The organism is Paenibacillus sp. RC21 (genome assembly GCF_044907935.1).
GTDB classification, from domain to species: domain Bacteria; phylum Bacillota; class Bacilli; order Paenibacillales; family Paenibacillaceae; genus Paenibacillus; species Paenibacillus terrae_A.
In genome coordinates, this window is record NZ_JBIYCS010000016.1 from 31,000 (window position 1) to 48,934 (window position 17,935).

Annotated in this window: 15 protein-coding genes; 1 reads left to right on the forward strand and 14 read right to left on the reverse strand. The window is 42.0% G+C overall.

Going from position 1 to position 17,935, the window contains the following annotated elements; genetic code table 11:
- Positions 1-156: 156 nt before the first annotated feature.
- The 7 genes from ABIA61_RS26030 to ABIA61_RS26065 form a co-directional block, all read right to left on the reverse strand.
- Positions 157-3,750, reverse strand: a complete 3,594-nt coding sequence (locus ABIA61_RS26030) for a GH32 C-terminal domain-containing protein (RefSeq protein ID WP_483874949.1) — start codon at positions 3,748-3,750, stop codon at positions 157-159.
- A 180-nt stretch (positions 3,751-3,930) separates the two neighbouring features.
- Positions 3,931-4,755, reverse strand: coding sequence for a PTS mannose transporter subunit IID (manZ, locus tag ABIA61_RS26040; RefSeq protein ID WP_283655284.1), 825 nt, complete (start codon positions 4,753-4,755; stop codon positions 3,931-3,933).
- A gap of 28 nt (positions 4,756-4,783) precedes the next feature.
- Positions 4,784-5,554: a PTS mannose/fructose/sorbose transporter subunit IIC gene (locus tag ABIA61_RS26045; RefSeq protein WP_044647965.1), complete on the reverse strand. Its 771-nt coding sequence runs from the start codon at positions 5,552-5,554 to the stop codon at positions 4,784-4,786.
- Between the two features lie 39 nt (positions 5,555-5,593).
- Positions 5,594-6,076: a mannose/fructose/sorbose PTS transporter subunit IIB gene (locus ABIA61_RS26050; protein ID WP_044647966.1), complete on the reverse strand. Its 483-nt coding sequence runs from the start codon at positions 6,074-6,076 to the stop codon at positions 5,594-5,596.
- 1 nt (position 6,077) lies between these two features.
- Positions 6,078-6,527: a PTS sugar transporter subunit IIA gene (locus tag ABIA61_RS26055; protein WP_404581461.1), complete on the reverse strand. Its 450-nt coding sequence runs from the start codon at positions 6,525-6,527 to the stop codon at positions 6,078-6,080.
- Between the two features lie 170 nt (positions 6,528-6,697).
- Entirely contained in the window at positions 6,698-9,478 is a 2,781-nt protein-coding gene (locus tag ABIA61_RS26060; protein ID WP_404581462.1) for a sigma-54-dependent transcriptional regulator, read from the reverse strand.
- Positions 9,479-9,527: 49 nt separating this feature from the next.
- Positions 9,528-10,349 (reverse strand): Cof-type HAD-IIB family hydrolase, encoded by an 822-nt coding sequence (locus ABIA61_RS26065; RefSeq protein ID WP_404581463.1) that lies wholly within the window; start codon positions 10,347-10,349, stop codon positions 9,528-9,530.
- A gap of 277 nt (positions 10,350-10,626) precedes the next feature.
- Here ABIA61_RS26065 and rpoN point away from each other — a divergent pair, with 277 nt between their 5' ends.
- Positions 10,627-12,009, forward strand: coding sequence for an RNA polymerase factor sigma-54 (gene rpoN / locus ABIA61_RS26070; protein WP_404581464.1), 1,383 nt, complete (start codon positions 10,627-10,629; stop codon positions 12,007-12,009).
- A 555-nt stretch (positions 12,010-12,564) separates the two neighbouring features.
- On the opposite strand, the gene ABIA61_RS26075 is transcribed toward rpoN, so the two are convergent.
- The 7 genes from ABIA61_RS26075 to ABIA61_RS26105 form a co-directional block, all read right to left on the reverse strand.
- Positions 12,565-13,533, reverse strand: a complete 969-nt coding sequence (locus ABIA61_RS26075; RefSeq protein ID WP_404581465.1) for a LacI family DNA-binding transcriptional regulator — start codon at positions 13,531-13,533, stop codon at positions 12,565-12,567.
- 882 nt (positions 13,534-14,415) lie between these two features.
- On the reverse strand, positions 14,416-15,066 hold the full coding sequence (locus ABIA61_RS26080; protein ID WP_404520729.1) for an FMN-dependent NADH-azoreductase: 651 nt from the start codon (positions 15,064-15,066) through the stop codon (positions 14,416-14,418).
- Between the two features lie 560 nt (positions 15,067-15,626).
- Positions 15,627-16,058, reverse strand: coding sequence for an RrF2 family transcriptional regulator (locus ABIA61_RS26085; RefSeq protein WP_044647973.1), 432 nt, complete (start codon positions 16,056-16,058; stop codon positions 15,627-15,629).
- Positions 16,059-16,260: 202 nt separating this feature from the next.
- Complete coding sequence (locus tag ABIA61_RS26090) at positions 16,261-16,440, reverse strand: hypothetical protein (RefSeq protein ID WP_404581466.1); 180 nt, start codon at positions 16,438-16,440, stop codon at positions 16,261-16,263.
- Between the two features lie 109 nt (positions 16,441-16,549).
- A complete protein-coding gene (locus tag ABIA61_RS26095) occupies positions 16,550-16,936 on the reverse strand; it encodes an integrase core domain-containing protein (protein ID WP_404520719.1) in 387 nt (128 codons plus the stop codon).
- Between the two features lie 53 nt (positions 16,937-16,989).
- Positions 16,990-17,433 carry an IS3 family transposase gene (locus tag ABIA61_RS26100; protein ID WP_404529599.1) on the reverse strand — a complete coding sequence of 148 codons (444 nt, stop codon included), beginning with the start codon at positions 17,431-17,433 and terminating at the stop codon, positions 16,990-16,992.
- On the reverse strand, positions 17,430-17,744 hold the full coding sequence (locus tag ABIA61_RS26105; protein ID WP_404581467.1) for a transposase: 315 nt from the start codon (positions 17,742-17,744) through the stop codon (positions 17,430-17,432). The genes ABIA61_RS26100 and ABIA61_RS26105 overlap by 4 nt, the downstream gene beginning before the upstream one ends.
- Positions 17,745-17,935: the final 191 nt, after the last annotated feature.

The following is a 17,935-nucleotide window of genomic DNA, read 5'->3' on the forward strand; positions in this document are numbered from 1 at the left end:
TGATTGGAAACTTTGTGTCGATGTACATTGAACCAAACAGGATTAAGTATTCTGTCTCTGAAAATGGACCAAATAATTAAAAAAAGTTTGTATCGCTGTGCGGCGACACAAACTAAATCCATAGAGATACAAATATCATTATTTAACTTTTCTTAATCATTCATCTTTATGTTTTAGTTTCACTTTAACTTCTTTAAAAAAAGCCGTTGTATCCCATACATTGAGACCAAAGTATCCTTCTTTATAAGTTTGATCTTTTGTGTCGATAACTAATTTATTGTTCAAATAAACCTTAGTGATATTGCCTTGCGCTTCTACTTTGAGATGATAATCTGTATTTGGCTGTAAATCCAGTTTTCCATCATTGTTATATGTCGCAATTTCATATCCGGTCCCATCAACAAATTTAATTAATTTTACAATATTATTTTTTATATCAACATTTGCTGCATACGAATTCTTTGCTGTTAAGTCAGAACGAAAAACCAATGAACCCGCTCCAATGGAGTTATCTATCAAATCTTTTTCAGAATTACCAGGGTGGGAATCTGTATCTGGCACGTTTATATTGGCTTCATATACAAAATTCCTGCCGGTCACTTTTGATACTATAAAAGCATCTCCCTTACTCTGTCCCTGTTTTCCATGAATGGTATCCGCCCATTTCCCGTTAACGGTGGTCCAACCTGATAAGTTGGATTTAAAAGAAGAGTTCTTTTCTTTCCATACACTCTTTAGAGGATATAGGTCCAAAGATTTCAGCTTTACATTTCCGCCCTTACTATAGATCTTTAGTCCTTTGCTTGCAGAATCCGCGAATATCTGATCGGTAATCACTGTCGTACCATCATTGCCGAACACCTCTACAGCTGATCTATCAACAATAACCTGCAATTTAACCGTGCCGTTTTTAGCATGTAATGGTCCCTCATGCTTACCAACTACACTACTTCCGTAATCGAAATCTCCTGAATGAGTCCGGTCTACGAATAATTGTTCGTTGTAGACATCATAACCGACAGTTGTATTTTCCTCACTTCCTTTACGGATTTCAAAGCCAAATTCTGTTGCTTCCGTATTTGATACATCAAACAAAGCTATCAGTTCAAATGTATCTTCTGATAAATTAGAAAGAAGATGGCTGTTACCCGATATCATTTTATTGGTATACGATATACGATCCCCTCTGTCACGAATGCTTTTTAGCGAAATAGGGGTTTGTTTTAAACGTAGACCCTTTGCGGTTTGAGTGAGCTCCATCTTCCGCGGCAGTGTTGTTGAACTTCTCCACGTTGAGGTGGGTGTATCGTTGGCATACTGCCAATTACTCATCCAGCCGAGCCAATATTTCTCACCATTCTTCCCTTCTACTCCACTCCAATCCACAGCAGCATAAAAATCAGCTCCATAGTCAGTCCATAATACTTTATCGGAAGTATTTTCATTTTTAAACGTTTTACCGTCAAAGCTGCCTACAAAATACTGCATGCCCGATCCGCCTGCCGGAGCACCATCATTTATACTTACCTGTAGGACCCCCTTTCTTTTTGAAGGGTCGCCATCAACCGGCAATTCGACTAACGTAGGACATTCCCATACTCCTCCGATGCTGCCGTTTGTGGAAGGAATCCACTGTCCAGAAACAGCGGACCAATCTGTGAGGAGTCCGCTTTGTTTCATATCTGTTTTCTCCGGCTCTTTTGCAACCTGGTCAACTTTATCCGATATGATCCCTTCATTATAAACATTAACATCATCAACATTTATATGACCGTAACCATCTTTTGCATGGTCTACTACCTTGATATATAACACTTCACCAATATATTTGGACGCGTCCCATACGTATTTTGAATATTTTTCTTCATTAAATCTTGTATTGGCCTGGCGGATCAATTCTTGATCGTCGGCTGCTCTGACCAATGATACATAGGTATTGTCGCCATCATCGCCTGCTCCTAATAATAGATTGATTTCACCGGAACCGCCTAGTTTAAAATAGGAGGAATGCAGTTCACCCGTTGCTTCATCTCCCTCGTGAAGCTTGGAATATCCCCACAAGTGATAATTCCCTTCATGTCCGAAGGATCCACCCCAATAAGTCGCTTCACTGGATACATGATCATCCGAAAAAGTATCACCCTGGGTCACAGTCCATCCGGTTAAATCGCCTGTTTCAAAATCATGATTGGTGATTTCTTTCTCATCGGTCATGATATTTCTACCCAATTGAACATCCTGAAATATCGCAGAAGAGTGCAAAAGATGTAATCCAAAATGGCCGGACAGGAAGGTTGCATCATCGATATCATGAATGAGATTTCCGTCCAGATACATCTTTATATTTGTTCCTAATGTGCTCACTTTTAAATCATGGCTTTGATAAGTATCCAGCGTTACTGTGGTTTCGGCCAGAACCGTTCTATTCCCGTCTTCCATTTTCACGATTTTCACTTTATCGTTTAAAGCATCGATATTCGCCATATATCCATTTTCCGCATCAGCATCCGCTCGGAAAATAAGTGATCCTGTTTCATCTCCTCCCTCTGACAAATCAATAATCGCATTATATATAAAGTTATCCCCAGTCTTACCACTTATGATAAAAGCATCATCTGCTGATGTACCGCTTTTCCCCTCCAAGGTATCTTCCCACCGGCCGGTTACAGCCGCCCAATTAGATAGGTTGGTTGCAAAGTTAGAGGTGTTCTTGAAATTTACATTTCGGAAGGAAGCTGTTGAATTCCAGGCGGTCAGACCGTAATAACCATAATCAAATTCAGTATCCGTTTCTTTAATTACAGACTGATTATCTACAAACACATGAATGTCATGACCATATACGTCCACCTGCACGTTGTAAGTTGATGAGGTTCTCAGGGTTAAAGACTTGCTTGCAATTTCTGTTATCGATCCATCGACATTCTTATTTAAAGTAACGACATCATTTTTGGCGTCCAGGCTGACGACATAACCGTTTTTCGCATTCTTGTCAGCACGAAAAACCAGACCTCCTGAGCCTTCCCTGCCATTCTTTTTATTAAGGGTAATATCTCCCTCATAGGTGAATGAACCGCCTTCCTGTGAAGACATAGCGTACGAAGTGGTATCCAGACTGTTGGCCTGTATTCCGTTATCTTCACCAAATTCACTTGCATAGGTCCACTGTTTTAAATTGGGGGAAGTATAAAACATTACTTTATTCGCTGCGGCCAAAGACATCACCCATTGTCTGGAGTCTTCATGCCAGAATACTTTAGGGTCTCGCCAATCCGATATCGGGGGATCCGGCATTACCGGATTTCCTTCATACTTAGTCCAGGTTCTGCCTCTATCTAAGCTGTACGCAATGCTTTGAACCTGGCCGTTATCCCCGGAATGAGTAAAGATCGCAACCATCGCTTCTTTTCCGAACCCTGCTGTATTGTTCCAATCGATCACGGCACTTCCCGAGAAAATCTGACCGTTTTCATCTGGATATAATGCAATCGGTAAATGTTCCCAGTGAATAAGATCTTTGCTCACCGCATGCCCCCAATGAATCGGTCCCCATTTCGTTCCATAAGGATGATACTGGTAAAAAAGATGATATTCACCCTTATAATAAACCATTCCATTCGGGTCGTTCATCCAGTTAGCCTCAGGCGAAAAATGAATCTGATTACGGTAAGTTTCATCGTAATAACCAAGATCCGCTGCAAAGGCGGGAGTTAACGGTAAACTAAATACCATAAAGCAAATAAGCAGCATACTTAACTTCCTCTTCACCATCTTTCACATCCTCTTTTAATATTTTGAACACCAAGTGTTATTTCTTAACATTACAAATAAAGCGTTTACATTTATCTCTTTAGCTCAATATGTTTACGCTGTTTTGGTCACAAAAATCCGACAAAGTCCGGCCAAGGATGACTCCCTGACCGGCACGTTTTAGGCCAAAACACCAAATGCGTACCCAATAATGCCTACTGCGAATAAAGCAAAAATCAGAGCGATTGCGTTCACTTTCTTTTTCAGTAGCCTCATACATAAAAAGGTCAATAATAGTGGTAAAAGTCCGGGCATCAATTGATCCAAAATCATCTGAACGGTCGTAATAACCTCTTTTCCATCCGTCCCCACATATCTTGATACCACCAGCGGCACATTCAGGGTGGTCCATTTGGAAACAAGTGCGCCCATAACGAAAAGCCCCAGTATGGAGGCTGACTCCGTGAGTTTTTGCAACCGGTTTCCCGACATATCGGAGACAATCTCCGTACCTTTGTGATAACCGTATTTCAGACCGTACCATTTCGTTGCCAAGCGTACAATGTTAAAGAGCAGGAAGAAAATAAACGGTCCGATAAGGCTGCCGGATAAGGCGATTGAGGCTCCCAGCGCAGCCAGAACCGGACGTAAAGTCCCCCAGTAAATTGGGTCACCCACTCCCGCAAGAGGTCCCATTAGACCGACTTTGACTCCACTGATGGTAGCATTGTCAATCGGCTGGCCGCTCGCTTTCTGTTCTTCCATCGCAGCCGTTACACCCATAATAGGCGCCGAGATAAACGGTTGAGTATTGAAAAATTCCAGATGTCTTTTCAATGCCTCTTTTTGATCTTCTTTCTTGCTGTACAGCCGCTTAATCGCCGGGATCAAGGTGACACAGAAACCAATCGACTGCATTCGCTCAAAATTGAACGAGCCTAACAGGAAGCATGAACGTACAAACATTTTATTTAAATCACTTTTAGTCAGCTTCTTTTCTTTCATAATGCTCTCCTCTTCCGTCAGGTATTTACTATAACTCTTCAATTTCTTCCATATTCTCATTACGTTGGTTGTATTTTGGACTCAACTGGATGTAAAGCAGAGCCAGAACCGCGCCAATGACCCCAAAACCAACCAGATTAATGTTTGTAAAAGCTGCAATGACAAAGCCCAGAAAGAAGAATGGCATCAGGTATTTGGCTGCCATCATATTAATGACCATCGCATACCCTACGACTACGATAAAGCCGCCCGCAATTTGTAGTCCTCTTGTGATAACCTCCGGAATTGCGTCAAGCATTGCAGTCACCAGACCCGTTTCTGCAGCAACTGCCACCAGAACAGCGGGCAGAGCGACGCGCAGACCTTGCAAAAGTAAGGCAGTAAAGTGACATAGCTCAATTCCTTTGAAATTTGCAGATTCCGCATACTTATCAGCTAAATGCTGGAAGAAGACAGTAATCGTCCTGACAAAAATGGTAAGCACTTGTCCGGCGGCTGCAATTGGAATCGCAACGGCAATTCCGGCGCCGATCGATTGATGGCCGACGATGACCAAAATGGTGGAAACTACGCTGGCTAGAGCAGCGTCTGGTGCTATGGATGCTCCTACATTCATCCATCCCAAAGCCATTAATTCCAGAGTACCGCCAAGTATAATGCCAGTTTTGAGATCGCCAAGGACAAGGCCAATCAACGTACACGCAATCAGAGGACGATGGGTTTGCCCTTCATCCAGAACGCTGCCCATGCCACATATGGCCGCTACCAGTGTTACCATCACAATTTGAAAAACAGTCATTTCTATAACTCCTCTCTTGTTGCCGCCTGGTATTTACGATCATAGATCCTGCAGTTTGGTAATTAAGTTGATTTTCGGATCACTGGCTACTTTTCTGATTTCCAGCTCAATGCCTTTTTCATGCAGCTTACGAAATGCGTGTACATCCTGTTGGTTTACGGAGACCGCCCCGGTAATCTGTGTCTTCCCTTCCTTAAAACACATTCCGCCTACATTCACCGAGCGGATGGGTACTCCCCCTTCCACAACCCGCAGTACATCCGTAGGGTTGGTAAAGAGGAACAATGTTTTAAAATCACTGTATTTGGGGTTATTATAAGCCTCTATCGCTTTGTTAATCGTTACGACATACGCCTTAATTCCAGGCGGCGACACCTGAAGCAATAAGGTTTTGCGTAGTGTATCCGCTGCGACTTCATCGCTAACGGCGATGATCTTGTTGCACTTCGCTTCTTTCACCCAAACGGTCGCCACCTGACCGTGAATCAGACGGTCATCAACACGAACTAATGCAATTTGCATTCTATAATTCCTCCTCTGATTGACTGTTTCGAATAGCACGAAAAGACATCATGGAATCGTGCCCCGCATGGATCGCTAGATTTACCAAATTCTCCACTTGTTCAGTCCCTCTGTTTGCAAGAAGGTCAACGATCATTGGCAGGTTGACTCCTGTCACAATATCCATTTTTTCATGGTTAACCACAATTCGGCTGGCAGCATTATAAGGACTGCCACCGAATAGATCAACAAGGAAGATAACACCGTCCGTCCAATCCAGCGATGCCAACGCAGCCTTATATTTCTCTACAAGTCCGCTGACACTTTCACCTGGTTCAAACGTAACACCTGCCACATTATCCAATTGGCCGAAAACCATTTCCGTTGACCTCAGTATTTCTTCAGAAAATTTCCCATGTGTCCCAACAATTACACCGATCATCTGTCTCACCCCCTTTGTTTCTCTCCACATATATCTATAATGCAAGTTCTGTGCCAAACATCTGTATAGATCAGAGGAAATTTTGTAAACAACAAAAAACCCCCGTTGCGTCGGAGGTTTTTTCCAGTCTGAACAGATCATTATTTATCAATCCTCGCTACTTTCATACACATATGAAAGCGTTTTATACTCTTTGGCCATTACTGTGGAATAAAGTTATATACTTCGCTCAACATTTCGCAAATATAATATTTTTCGTCATCAGAAAGTATAAGATTCATACCAGAAACAAATATGCTGCATGAACGGTTTACCACCTCGAATATGCGCTGGTCGAGCTGTTTCACTTCCCCCTGATAAACAAGTCCATCGCGAATAACCATGCGTTCCAGCGCATAAGCTGTGTGAGTAGAAATTTGGACTTTTGTTGCATAATCAAATTTGACTTCCAATCCAAGTTCCAGCTCTTGCACAAATCTCATCACCATTCCCAGAATTTTGTGGGGATTCAAATAAGTCATAAATTCTTTCAGACTTTCCTCGCATAACTCCCTGACGACTACGCTTTGATCCACAGCAGGGATCTGTTTGTTATTCAGCAGTAGCTCTCTCAATGTCTGCTCACCGCTTGCTTCAATCAGCTTTTCCAAGGGAATAAACGGGATTTCCGGCTCGCTTGGCCGTTTTACTCCAATCACGGCAAGAATTGTTCGCTTAGACCGCATATCCTGGACCACTTTATCCAACTCTCTTACGTTTACCGGGACAACCAGTATTTTCTCATCCGTCAAATCGCAGACAATTTTCTCCACAAACTCTTTCAATTTGACCGCTGCACCTTTGCCGGAGGAGCAAACCGTCACAATTGCCTTATGAACTACTTTCACTGCGGCGCTGCTATTGTTATATCCCCTGAAATCCTTTAGCGATTGGTATATCTCCTCTATCCCCATGTCAAAAACACTGGCCTTTCGGACAGCCTCCAGCGTGAGCGGAGTTGAAACCATATCAATGGTCTTTACATTGATTCCAACACGTTCCATAATAGTTTCTTCAAGATTGAGCAAAGAGCCCATATCAACCAGCAGCAGCACGCCTCTACCACGGTCAATGCTCTTTACTTTATCGATAATAAGCTCCAAAATTTCCCTAGGACTGACATCGAGAGGCATATCAACAGCGCAAAGATTAGAACTGCCCAGCAAGCTGTCTACGACGCCGACGATGCTGCTCGCTGTACTGGTGCCGTGTGCTGCCACGATAATTCCCACACTACCCTGTCGTTCCTCCTCAACAGATTTCAGAAGAATCGCCATATAAGTTATTTCGGCCTCTGGTACATGTACACCGAACTTAGACTCGATCAAACTTTTGATAGTCTGGGCCAGTCTGTACTCTTCATCATGGTCATTCATCGGTTCATAGATTCGTGCATCACCGTATTTTTTCTCTCTGGTGCGCTTGAAAAAGGCGCTTAAATGAAGACTGAAAGCATACACGAATCTCTCGCTGTAAATTCGGTTTAGTTCTTTTTTGGCCATTTCCTTAATCTGCTCGGAGAATTCAAGGATGTCTTTGTCCACAATTTTCAGAATTCGTTCCCTGCTCCCCTTGGTGTTATAAAAACGGTTATAAAAGCTTTTAATATGGATATTGACATCCGTAGCAATAAATCTGTGGATGTAGACGTCGTCGAGCCCTTCTTCCTTCAGCATGCCAATCTTGTCTTCAATTAGTTTGTAAAGGTTAAACGGCAGCTCGGAAACAACCTCTTCATCCAAAGCTTTTCTTCCTTCTGGAGTAATGTATAGGCACGAGGAAATACATCCCATTTCCTTCATCTTATATTGCGTTTTATCAATATTAAACAAACCATCTCGGATATTTCCCGGCAGGTTTTTAAAATCAAGTCCTATTTCTTCTTTGTTTTCATGTATGCTGTTTAAAAACCCTTTAGCGCATACCAGCTGGATGTTCGACTTTAACTGGCCGATATTGCCGTAAGTGACGCTGCCGATCAGTGCTCTTACTACCTCTGGTTCAATCCTAATCGGCTTGTTTACCCTATTGGCCTCGTTAGCAAACAAATGCTTCAAAATCAGCATTTGCTCCTCAATAGCACGTTCCTGAAGGGAAGGGATATTGATCGTGATGGGTATGCGCCTAATGAAGGTTTTCAGCATGGATGATCCGGGATCCTCCGTCGTAGCTCCAATCAATAACACACTCGCGTCTCTTTTTCGATCCGTTTCGCCCAATTTGTTATAGGTGTGAGTATCCATGAAATAGAAAATCATTTCCTGGCCTTCCGGGGGTAAACGGTGAATCTCATCCAAAAACAGGATGCCTCCGTCAGCTTTCTCCACCAGCCCTGCTTTTTCATGATCAGCGCCTGTAAACGCCCCTTTAACGTGACCAAAGATGTGGGAAAGTAGCAAGTGGGGGTTATTGAAATAATCAGCGCAGTTAAAAACGATAAATGGCGCATGCTCTGAAAACCGCTTCATATACTTGCCATAATGGTACATCAACCTGGCAAACATAGTTTTTCCAACACCAGTCTGCCCGACTATCAGTGTATGCAGACCTCTAGGAGGATACAGAATCGCTGCCTTCCCCTGCTCAACCTGGTTACGCATGCTGCCCCTGAAACCGATCAAGGCATGGAACGGATCGACCTGTTCGTCAGGCAGCAGTACCTCTTTGATGCTTTTGACCTCAATTTGTTTCTCTTTCAGCCGAACCCGAAAGGTGTCCTCGATAATCTGCTTGTGCAGAAACCTGACCGGTCTTCCTTTGATTTTAAGGATTAGATCGTCACGCAGCAGATTATTCAACTCTTTGCTCACATTGTTTCTCAGCATCTTTTGATCATCAGCAATTTCCGCAACCGTAATCCCTTTCCCCCCAAGTAAAGCCTCTTTGGAAATTTTCTTGGTGCTTTCGGCAATATACTCTAAAATCTTATCTATTCGTTTCATCTGTATTCCTCCAGCCAGAATCAGTCATTGGAAATTGATTTCAACCTGCTTATTTAGGGAACAGAATATTGTTTTTCAGCGCATAAGCTACTCCATCCTCGTCATTCGAAAGAGTAACGGTGTTGGCAGCAGCTTTGACCTCAAGGGGAGCATTTTCCATGGCAATGCCAAGTCCCGCAAAGGCCAGCATGTCCATATCATTGTAGTTGTCACCAATAGCCAGACAAGCGCTTTGTTTCAGTTGGTACTCTTTTAGCAGAATTTGAATGGCTGCGGTTTTGGAAGCCTTTTTTGACATGATTTCCAGATACGTAGGCTTGGATAAGTAGAGATTTACTTCTTCGCCGTATACGGGTCGCAATACTTGAAGGACGCGGCTGATCTCTTCGGGATCACCCATGCACAAAATTTTACTGGTTCCATCAGTCTCTTCCCTCCAACCATTGGTAAGTTTAGAAAAACTATAAATGCGAGGCTCGATATTGGTGATGTCACGTTCTTGAAGCGCCCATGCATCCAATTGCTCAATATACCACTCATCATCCTTATACAGGCTTACATGAAGATCATATGCAGCCAGGCTGTCAAGCAAACACTGTGTCATTTTCGTATCTATATAACGGGTGTTCAGCTTGTTCCCGTGCCTATCTATAACAAGTGCCCCACTGTAGCATATGAGAGGCTCAGAAATACCAAGATGCTTCTGCAATGGAATAATTCCTTTTGGCATTCGCGCAGAGACAAGAACCACTGGAATCTGCTTATCATTTATAACCTGGAGAATGGTTTCTTTGGTCGCTTCCGTGATTTGATGCGCCGAGTTAAGCAGCGTCCCGTCAATGTCAATGCAGACAATTTTATAAGTTTCCATAAATGATTCCTCCAACCCCAGTGTAATTTTGTTATTCAATGAATGAATATACAAGAAAGATAGTGTATATAACCAAAAATGTAACACACATAATAACTGTTACTCATTACTACAAGCTTTGACCTTGTGTATGAATCGTTTCTTATCAGAGAAAATTACTCGGTAACGTTAACATCTAGGCAGGAGAATTGCATAGGCTTAGAGAAGTAGATCTTTCATAAATGACAGACTGTGAAGTTGTACCGGAAATGTACGGGAAAGGAGTTTGAATAAGTCAATGATACGATATGGATTACAACAGGAACAAGGATTCAAGCTGGTTATGACGCCCGAATTGCGACAAGCAATCACGATCTTGCAATATTCTTCGGCTGATTTAATATCCTATCTGCATGAACAGGCGAACGATAATCCAGTCATTGATTTGCCGGAGTTTAATATGTCCATAGGCAGTATCAAAGAAGCAGCAGAGCGGTTTTCACAGAAAGATCGAGGTGAGCTGCTTGAACATTATCGTGGCGGAGAAAAATATCCATCGGTCCAGCGTGCAAACCCCGTTACTTTTCTGGATTTTGTTGCCAATCCAAATGATACCCTGTTTGAACATCTGAACAGGCAGCTTGGACTGGTAAGTGGGCTTACAAATTCACAGCGTATGGTGGCATGGTACCTCATTGGCAATTTGAACGAAATGGGATATTTAGAACTTGATGTTCCAACAGTCGCATCACTATTGGACGTTCCCTTAGCCGAAATTGAGGATATGCTCTTGGTGATACAGAGTTTTGATCCACCGGGGATCGCCTCTTACAGCTTGGAAGAGTGTCTTCTTCTCCAGCTCCAGCTTGCTGGCATGGATGATGAATGCATAGTCAGAATGGTGAGCAACCATCTGGCCGATCTGGCGAACAATCGGATACAAAAAATTGCGGATGCTCTTGAAATTGGTAGGCGAGAGGTTATACAGATGGCCGATCGAATTCGCAAGCTAAATCCATGCCCGGGCGCAGCATTTGCTCATAAAGAGCAGCAATACATCATAGCAGATATAACGGTCGAAAAAGCCAACGGTGAATATCTTGTCCTGATTAATGACATTAGTGCGTCGCGGGTTGAGATCAACCCTTTTTACCGACAAATGATGCAGGATCTACCGAATAGTGAAACCAAACGTTTTATCCATGAGAAGATGAATACGGCAAAATGGCTGATCAATAGCCTGAAGCAACGTCGGCTGACCCTTCTACGGGTTGCCAAGGCCATTGTGGAAAAGCAGCAGGATTTTTTTGAGCATGGCGTGTATTTCCTCAAACCAATCACCCAAAAGGAGATTGCCGAAAAGACGGGCTTACACGAATCCACGGTCAGCAGAGCGGTCAGTAATAAATTTATACAGACGCCTCGCGGATTGTTCGAACTCAAATTCTTCTTCACTTCCTCCTTGACGTCAGCGGACGGAGAAGCTGCTTCATCGGAGAGTGCAAAAAAGCGAGTTAAAAAGTTGATAGATGATGAGGACAAGCGAAAGCCGTTATCGGATCTGGCTATTACCACCCTGCTGGGAAAGGAAGGTCTGCATCTATCACGCAGAACCGTGGCGAAATATCGGGAAGAACTGAGATATCTTTCTTCTGCCAAAAGAAAAAAGTTTGAAGTTTAAATGTCTAAGGGCAGCGCTCACATATCGAAAAAAATTATAGGTAGCCAATCTTTTGGTGCTCATTTCGGCCGCCTTCCTCTTTTAATCAGTTTAAACGTACGTTAAAAAGCCGGGCGCTCTCTTTCACAGATAGTGGTAGGTGCAGCAAGACAGGCAACGTCTCAGGAAAGCTTTTATGCAACTCCCGCTGATACCAGTAAGCGACCGACAAATAGTGGTTCGATTGGGAGTTCCCATAACCATGTTCTTGGCAGCGGTCTGTTCCGCTCCGCTGTTCACTCCTTTGAAATCAGGCTGGAATGTTGGTGTTCATTTCATCCAGCGATAGCAAAAACAGATACAGTTAATAGTCGCGTTTGATCCGGTTCCATATTTTTCGATTTGGCTTGATCCAGAATGATCCGACTCGCTAGTTCTTGAATTCACCATTACACCCCCTTTCTTGAACTAGGATGTTTTCACTTTTGAAACGTTTCCAATTTGCTGTAAGAAAAACGTCATTCATTAGATCCATACTATGAATCGACCGAATGAGCTGATACTTTTACAATAAAATCATGTAGTTTCGCCTTGCTTGAAGACAACGGGGAGACGATACACTTGCTGATCTAAAGTTTCACCTTCGATTTTCTTATAAAGCAGTCTGATTGTCATACGTGCCATCTCCTCCAGTGGCTGCCTGATTGTAGACAATATCGGATGAAAATAAGGATGATCCTGAATGCCGTCGTAGCCGATAACCTTTACATCTTTTGGAACACGAATACCCTGCCTACCTGCTCTTTCTATGTATTTGGCGGCAAACATATCGGTAATAGCGAAAATGCCGTCCACATCCTGATGCTTAGATAGAAATTCGCCAAAATAGGCTTCGTCGTCCACAATAGGATCTGGTTTCTCGTATACAACATAGTCTACACCTAATTTTTTCGCCTCATCAATGAAACCTTTTCTTCGATTCATGGTTTCACTAAAAACAGAAGTTACACTTCCCATAAAAGCCGGTTTCTGGGCCCCTGCTTTAACAAGTTCCCTCAAAGCTAGACGGCCTCCCTCATAATTATCTGAGGTCACACAGGTAATTTTTTTGTTGAAGTGCCTATCAATACTTAGAATCGGAATGTCATTGCTTACGCTATTCTCTATATCATTGTAAGTAATGCCGACAATACCAGCCACTTTGTTTTGCCGTAGCATATCCAGATAATACAGTTCCTTTTCGGGCTTGCCGCCGCTATTACATAACATGAGCTTAAAGCCTTCCCGATCCAACTCATCCTCAATGTAATAAGCCAGTTCAGAAAAAAAAGGATGCCAGATACTTGGAAGCAGCAAGGCTACCATCTTGGATTTCCTCATCTTGAAATTTCGAGCGACTTCATTAGGAAAATAATTCAGTTCTTGTATAGCTTCCTCCACTTTTCTGCGTGTATCTGGTTTTACAGAGCCCGAGTTGTTAATAACTCGGGATACAGTTCCTACAGCTACGCCAGCTAAGTTAGCTACATCTTTAATACTTGGCATCTCACTCCCCCTATCTCTCTTTATGAAAATTATAATAACACTGAGATGGAAACGTTTCAATTTTTTTGATGCTCTTTTTTCGCTGACCGTTTTCATGCTTCCTAAAGAATGTCGTCGCTTTAATGAAGCTCTATTGTCAGTTGTATGCGGATCTTGAAAAAACAAGGCTTGTGATGAAAATTATCATTAGAGAGAACGGTTATAATCTGTATCAATTTTTGTTCCGGAAATATCCCTACGCTTGCTCAAGCGTTCTCTCCAGTACATCCGTCAGAAAAATGATTTGCTCCTCGATCTTGCCCTTTTCATGCCAACCCTGCATATGAATTTTGTGCCTCCAGCTTCAATAATACTTATTCATATTTTCAGATTATTCATCAATGGAAAGTGTTTTTGTTGTTACTTTATTTTTTCGACAAACGTTTTACTAATTGGTTGAGGGGTCTTGGTATGTGGCGTTCTTTTCGTGTTCTATCGTTCCGTAAGTAAGCGTGCAGCCTTATAAACGTTCATGACCACAAATGCCCACGGCCTTTATAAAAGCTTTTTATCTTCCCTGTCAGGCTGAAGCGCCAGCGCGGATTCCATTAGATATACGTCCTTGTCCTCTACATCTGTTCATATTCATCTCTATCTTTCTTGTTTTAGTGGTTAATCCCAAATTTCCTCAGAGATCACGTTAAATTTGTAAAGGCAGCCGATAATCAGCTGCCTTTACGTTTAAATAGTGTTTGCAAAATTATAATTCTTATTTTCTAGAATAGGCTTGCAGATTTGCGTACATAGGCCTTACAAGAGCACATTTCTCAAGTGCTTGCCGTATCAACATCTGCCCAATAGAGCCGCTGGCGCCAAACAGGTGAAGCCCTCCTGGAAAGTGTCTTAGAACGTTGATGCTACTTTGGCCACTTCTTGAAGTCCTTCTTTTACAATCACCTCTGCACGATCCTTGTACTGATTATGTCCTTCAATAATAACATCGATAGTTTGAATTCCGAAAAGGCCAAGATTCATCTTCACTGGTTTAACCGCTGATTCGAAGGACACCATCGGCTCTATGGAGTACATTCCTCCACGTGCGCTTAGCAATGCGACTTTTTTATCACCGGCAAGACCAACAGGACCTTCAGCAGTAAATTTAAATGTTTTGCCAACCTGGGAGATATGAGCGATGTAGTTGACCAACGGTGCAGGTGCCATGGTGTTCCAGAGTGGAAAGGCAATGATTACTTTATCTGCGGCAAGGAATTGATCCAGATAACGATTGGACGTTGTTGTGGCTTCCAACTCTTCTGCCGTAATTTCATAACCTTGACTTAATTTATAGATGCCTGTGATCACAGTATTCCCATAAGTAGGAAGGTTCTCTACGAACAAATCAAGTTCAGTAATTACATCAGAAGAATGGGTATCTTTATAAGTCTTGAGAAAAGTCTCATACATCTGAACACTTACTGCTTGATCTGCTGGACGATCATTCGCTTTAATAAAAAGTACATTGGACATAGTAATTTCTCCCTTATAGTAAGATATTTATCTCAGTCCATTTCATATTGCGCCTTTTTAAAGCACACTTAAAACTTTTAAATGCAACTGTTATAAGCACATTATAATTCGTTTATTCCTTAATCTCAAGTTTTATTTCTGTACGAATGTTAGGTTACAAAATATGCTTTCTTCTGAATACAACAATAGACGACTAACTATGATCGATGAAGAGGTATACTTTTAATCACTTTTCTTACAACTAGGGTTTTAAAAAGCTTACTTTCGTCTATTGATTGAACTTACCATCAAAATTTATATGATTATCTAAAAGATATTTGGAACGGGTCTATTCTGGTAGTATCCTTTAATACTTTAACCGGTATTACCATACCAGTGCTGTTCTCTATATACATTAGTTACAAGTATGCGCAATTGGGGGGATGAGCGATCAGTGTACTGTTATAACAAAATTCAGCAAGAAAATAAAAAGTCGCCAATATGGCGACATCTTATAACTTTTAACCACTAAGGCAGCATCATTGGTTAAAGCTTTTGAGATGCATCTTTGAATCAGCACATTATAATTTTTTTTAAATTTTTACCAATTAAAAGAAATCTATACGATTAGCGACATCATCGATTGTAAACTGACTCAAATATTTTATAGTGTGCTGTTCAGTTTCATACAGAATTTTTTCCAATTCAAGATCAAGCTGTTTAGCGGCATCTCCACAATCAATATCAAAATCAGATTCTGATATATCCGTATTTACTGCATAATAAATATCACCTAAAGTAATTAGACCGGGAGCTTTTCGTAAAATGTAGCCCCCCTCACGTCCACCTTTTGACTCCACGATACCTGCAATGGTTAAAGACTGCATGACTCTTCTCATGAATGTAGCATGCGATTTAACTTGACTCGCAATCATTGCACTAGATAAAACGCTGTTACTTTTTGCTAGCCATACGACAGAATGAACGGCTATTTTAAAACGGGGAGGACCAATGTGGATTCCACGATTTGCTGTACTCATATGAACACACCTTTTCTCTGTTTAGTTATTATTGGTTATTTAAACTGAATTGGAACTGATAATAAGCTTTAAATATTCTCAATTCGTTCTGCTAAAGAATATATTCCTTCATTAACGCACCAGTCGAGTATAACACCTCTAATCTATATTAGCAGGTACGAGACGTGCTCACACTAAAATCAATGAAAATTCCTGATCTCTCCTACTGGTCCGGCGGGATGGAGAAAACCACATAAGCACGCAAGCCCTCAATGTTACAAACCATCCAGCGAACGATATAAACAGGCCCAAATTTATGAATCAGGATGAACCCCAGCACAGCGGGCCAGTTAGTCTGGCCGGGAAAGGTTTTTCTCAACCCTCGGAAAGGTACAAAATCCATTCAGAGTCCCAGCCCCGCCAATAACAGCGGTAAATAGACAAAAACTATGATCCAGCCATTTGGCTTAAAGGTCCCTTTAATGTGTTAACTCCGCTAATGATTAGGAATCCTAATACAACCAAGGAATACGTAGTTCTCGGATTAACCCCCTAAGTTTGGACACTAACTCTCTCTTGCTCATCGAGATTTCGTTTTTGAAATTATACACGAACTTCTCGGATCGGAATCGGTTTTGTCTGGTTTTTCTCATAAAACTGAGACGGCGACAAATCGCGAATGCCGGAATGAATTCAGTGACGGCTTCATAAGCTTCGCTGTACGTTTCAAAGTCGTAGCGAACTAAGCATTCATCCTGCAATAACCTATGAAAAGATTCAATATGTGCGTTCATATTCGGTGTTCGTGGAGGAATGCGTTCATGCTCCACTCCAAAGCTTTCACAGGCAGTTACAAACCCATGAGAAATAAACTGAGGGCCATTGTCTGAACGAATCACAGGTTGGTTTGCACCTTAAATAATTGTCTCTTAAGCAAGGCCGTTTGTAGCGTTCAGATCACATCTTTGGCCTCGCACCGCAATCCTATGTGGTAAGCGACCACAGAACGGTCGTAAACATCGAGGCAGGACTGAATGAAGAAGAATCGGTCTTCTCCTGCAATATAACCGTACTTAATGTCCGTCTCAAACAGTTGGTTCGAATTCGTAATGATCCGATTTCGTGCCAGTTTCCGTGGGTAAGACGAGTTCACTTTTCGCTGTGGTCGCAGGATGTTCAGTTCTCTGAACAATCGGTAAACCTTCTTTTTGTTAATGATTAGGCCATAATCTCGGCGTAAAACGACGGTTAATTTTCGGTATCCATACGCATTGCCGTCTGCAGAAACCAGCTCCATAATCCGTTCCATAATCTGAGCATCCGGTACTTTTACGCCGTCCGAACGCAGCGAATATCCTGGCTTTTGTCGTCCCTCACTTGCTGTTTTCTCGATCACTTTTCCATTTTTATGGTAGTAGTAGCTAGATCTCGGGATGTTGGCCAATCGTAGCACAAGCGTGACGGCATATCCTTCATGGATGGTTTCTTCAATTGATCATTTTCTTGGGAAAGCACTTTGGAATCCAGTCCATGTATGGTTTCCAGTGAAGTTTCACCATATTTACCTTCTTCAAATTCCTTTACCCAACGTTGAAGCATATTGACGGCAATTTCATATCTCCGGGCTACAGCCGCCTTATTCCCGGTTTCGATGGCTTCCTTGACGATTTGGCGTTTAAATTCTCTAGAATGTTTATTTCGTGTCATTTCCTCAGCCACTTATCACTAGTAGTGTAATCCATATACACTCTTAGTGTCCAAGTTCACTAGGGGGCTAAAGAGTTTTGCTATCTACACAAACTTATTATCTTATCCAATATAAAAAAGTGTCAAATTGAAAAATCAATTTGACACTTTTTCTACACGTCGTGAATTACCAGAGTAATCCCTGTGGTTAA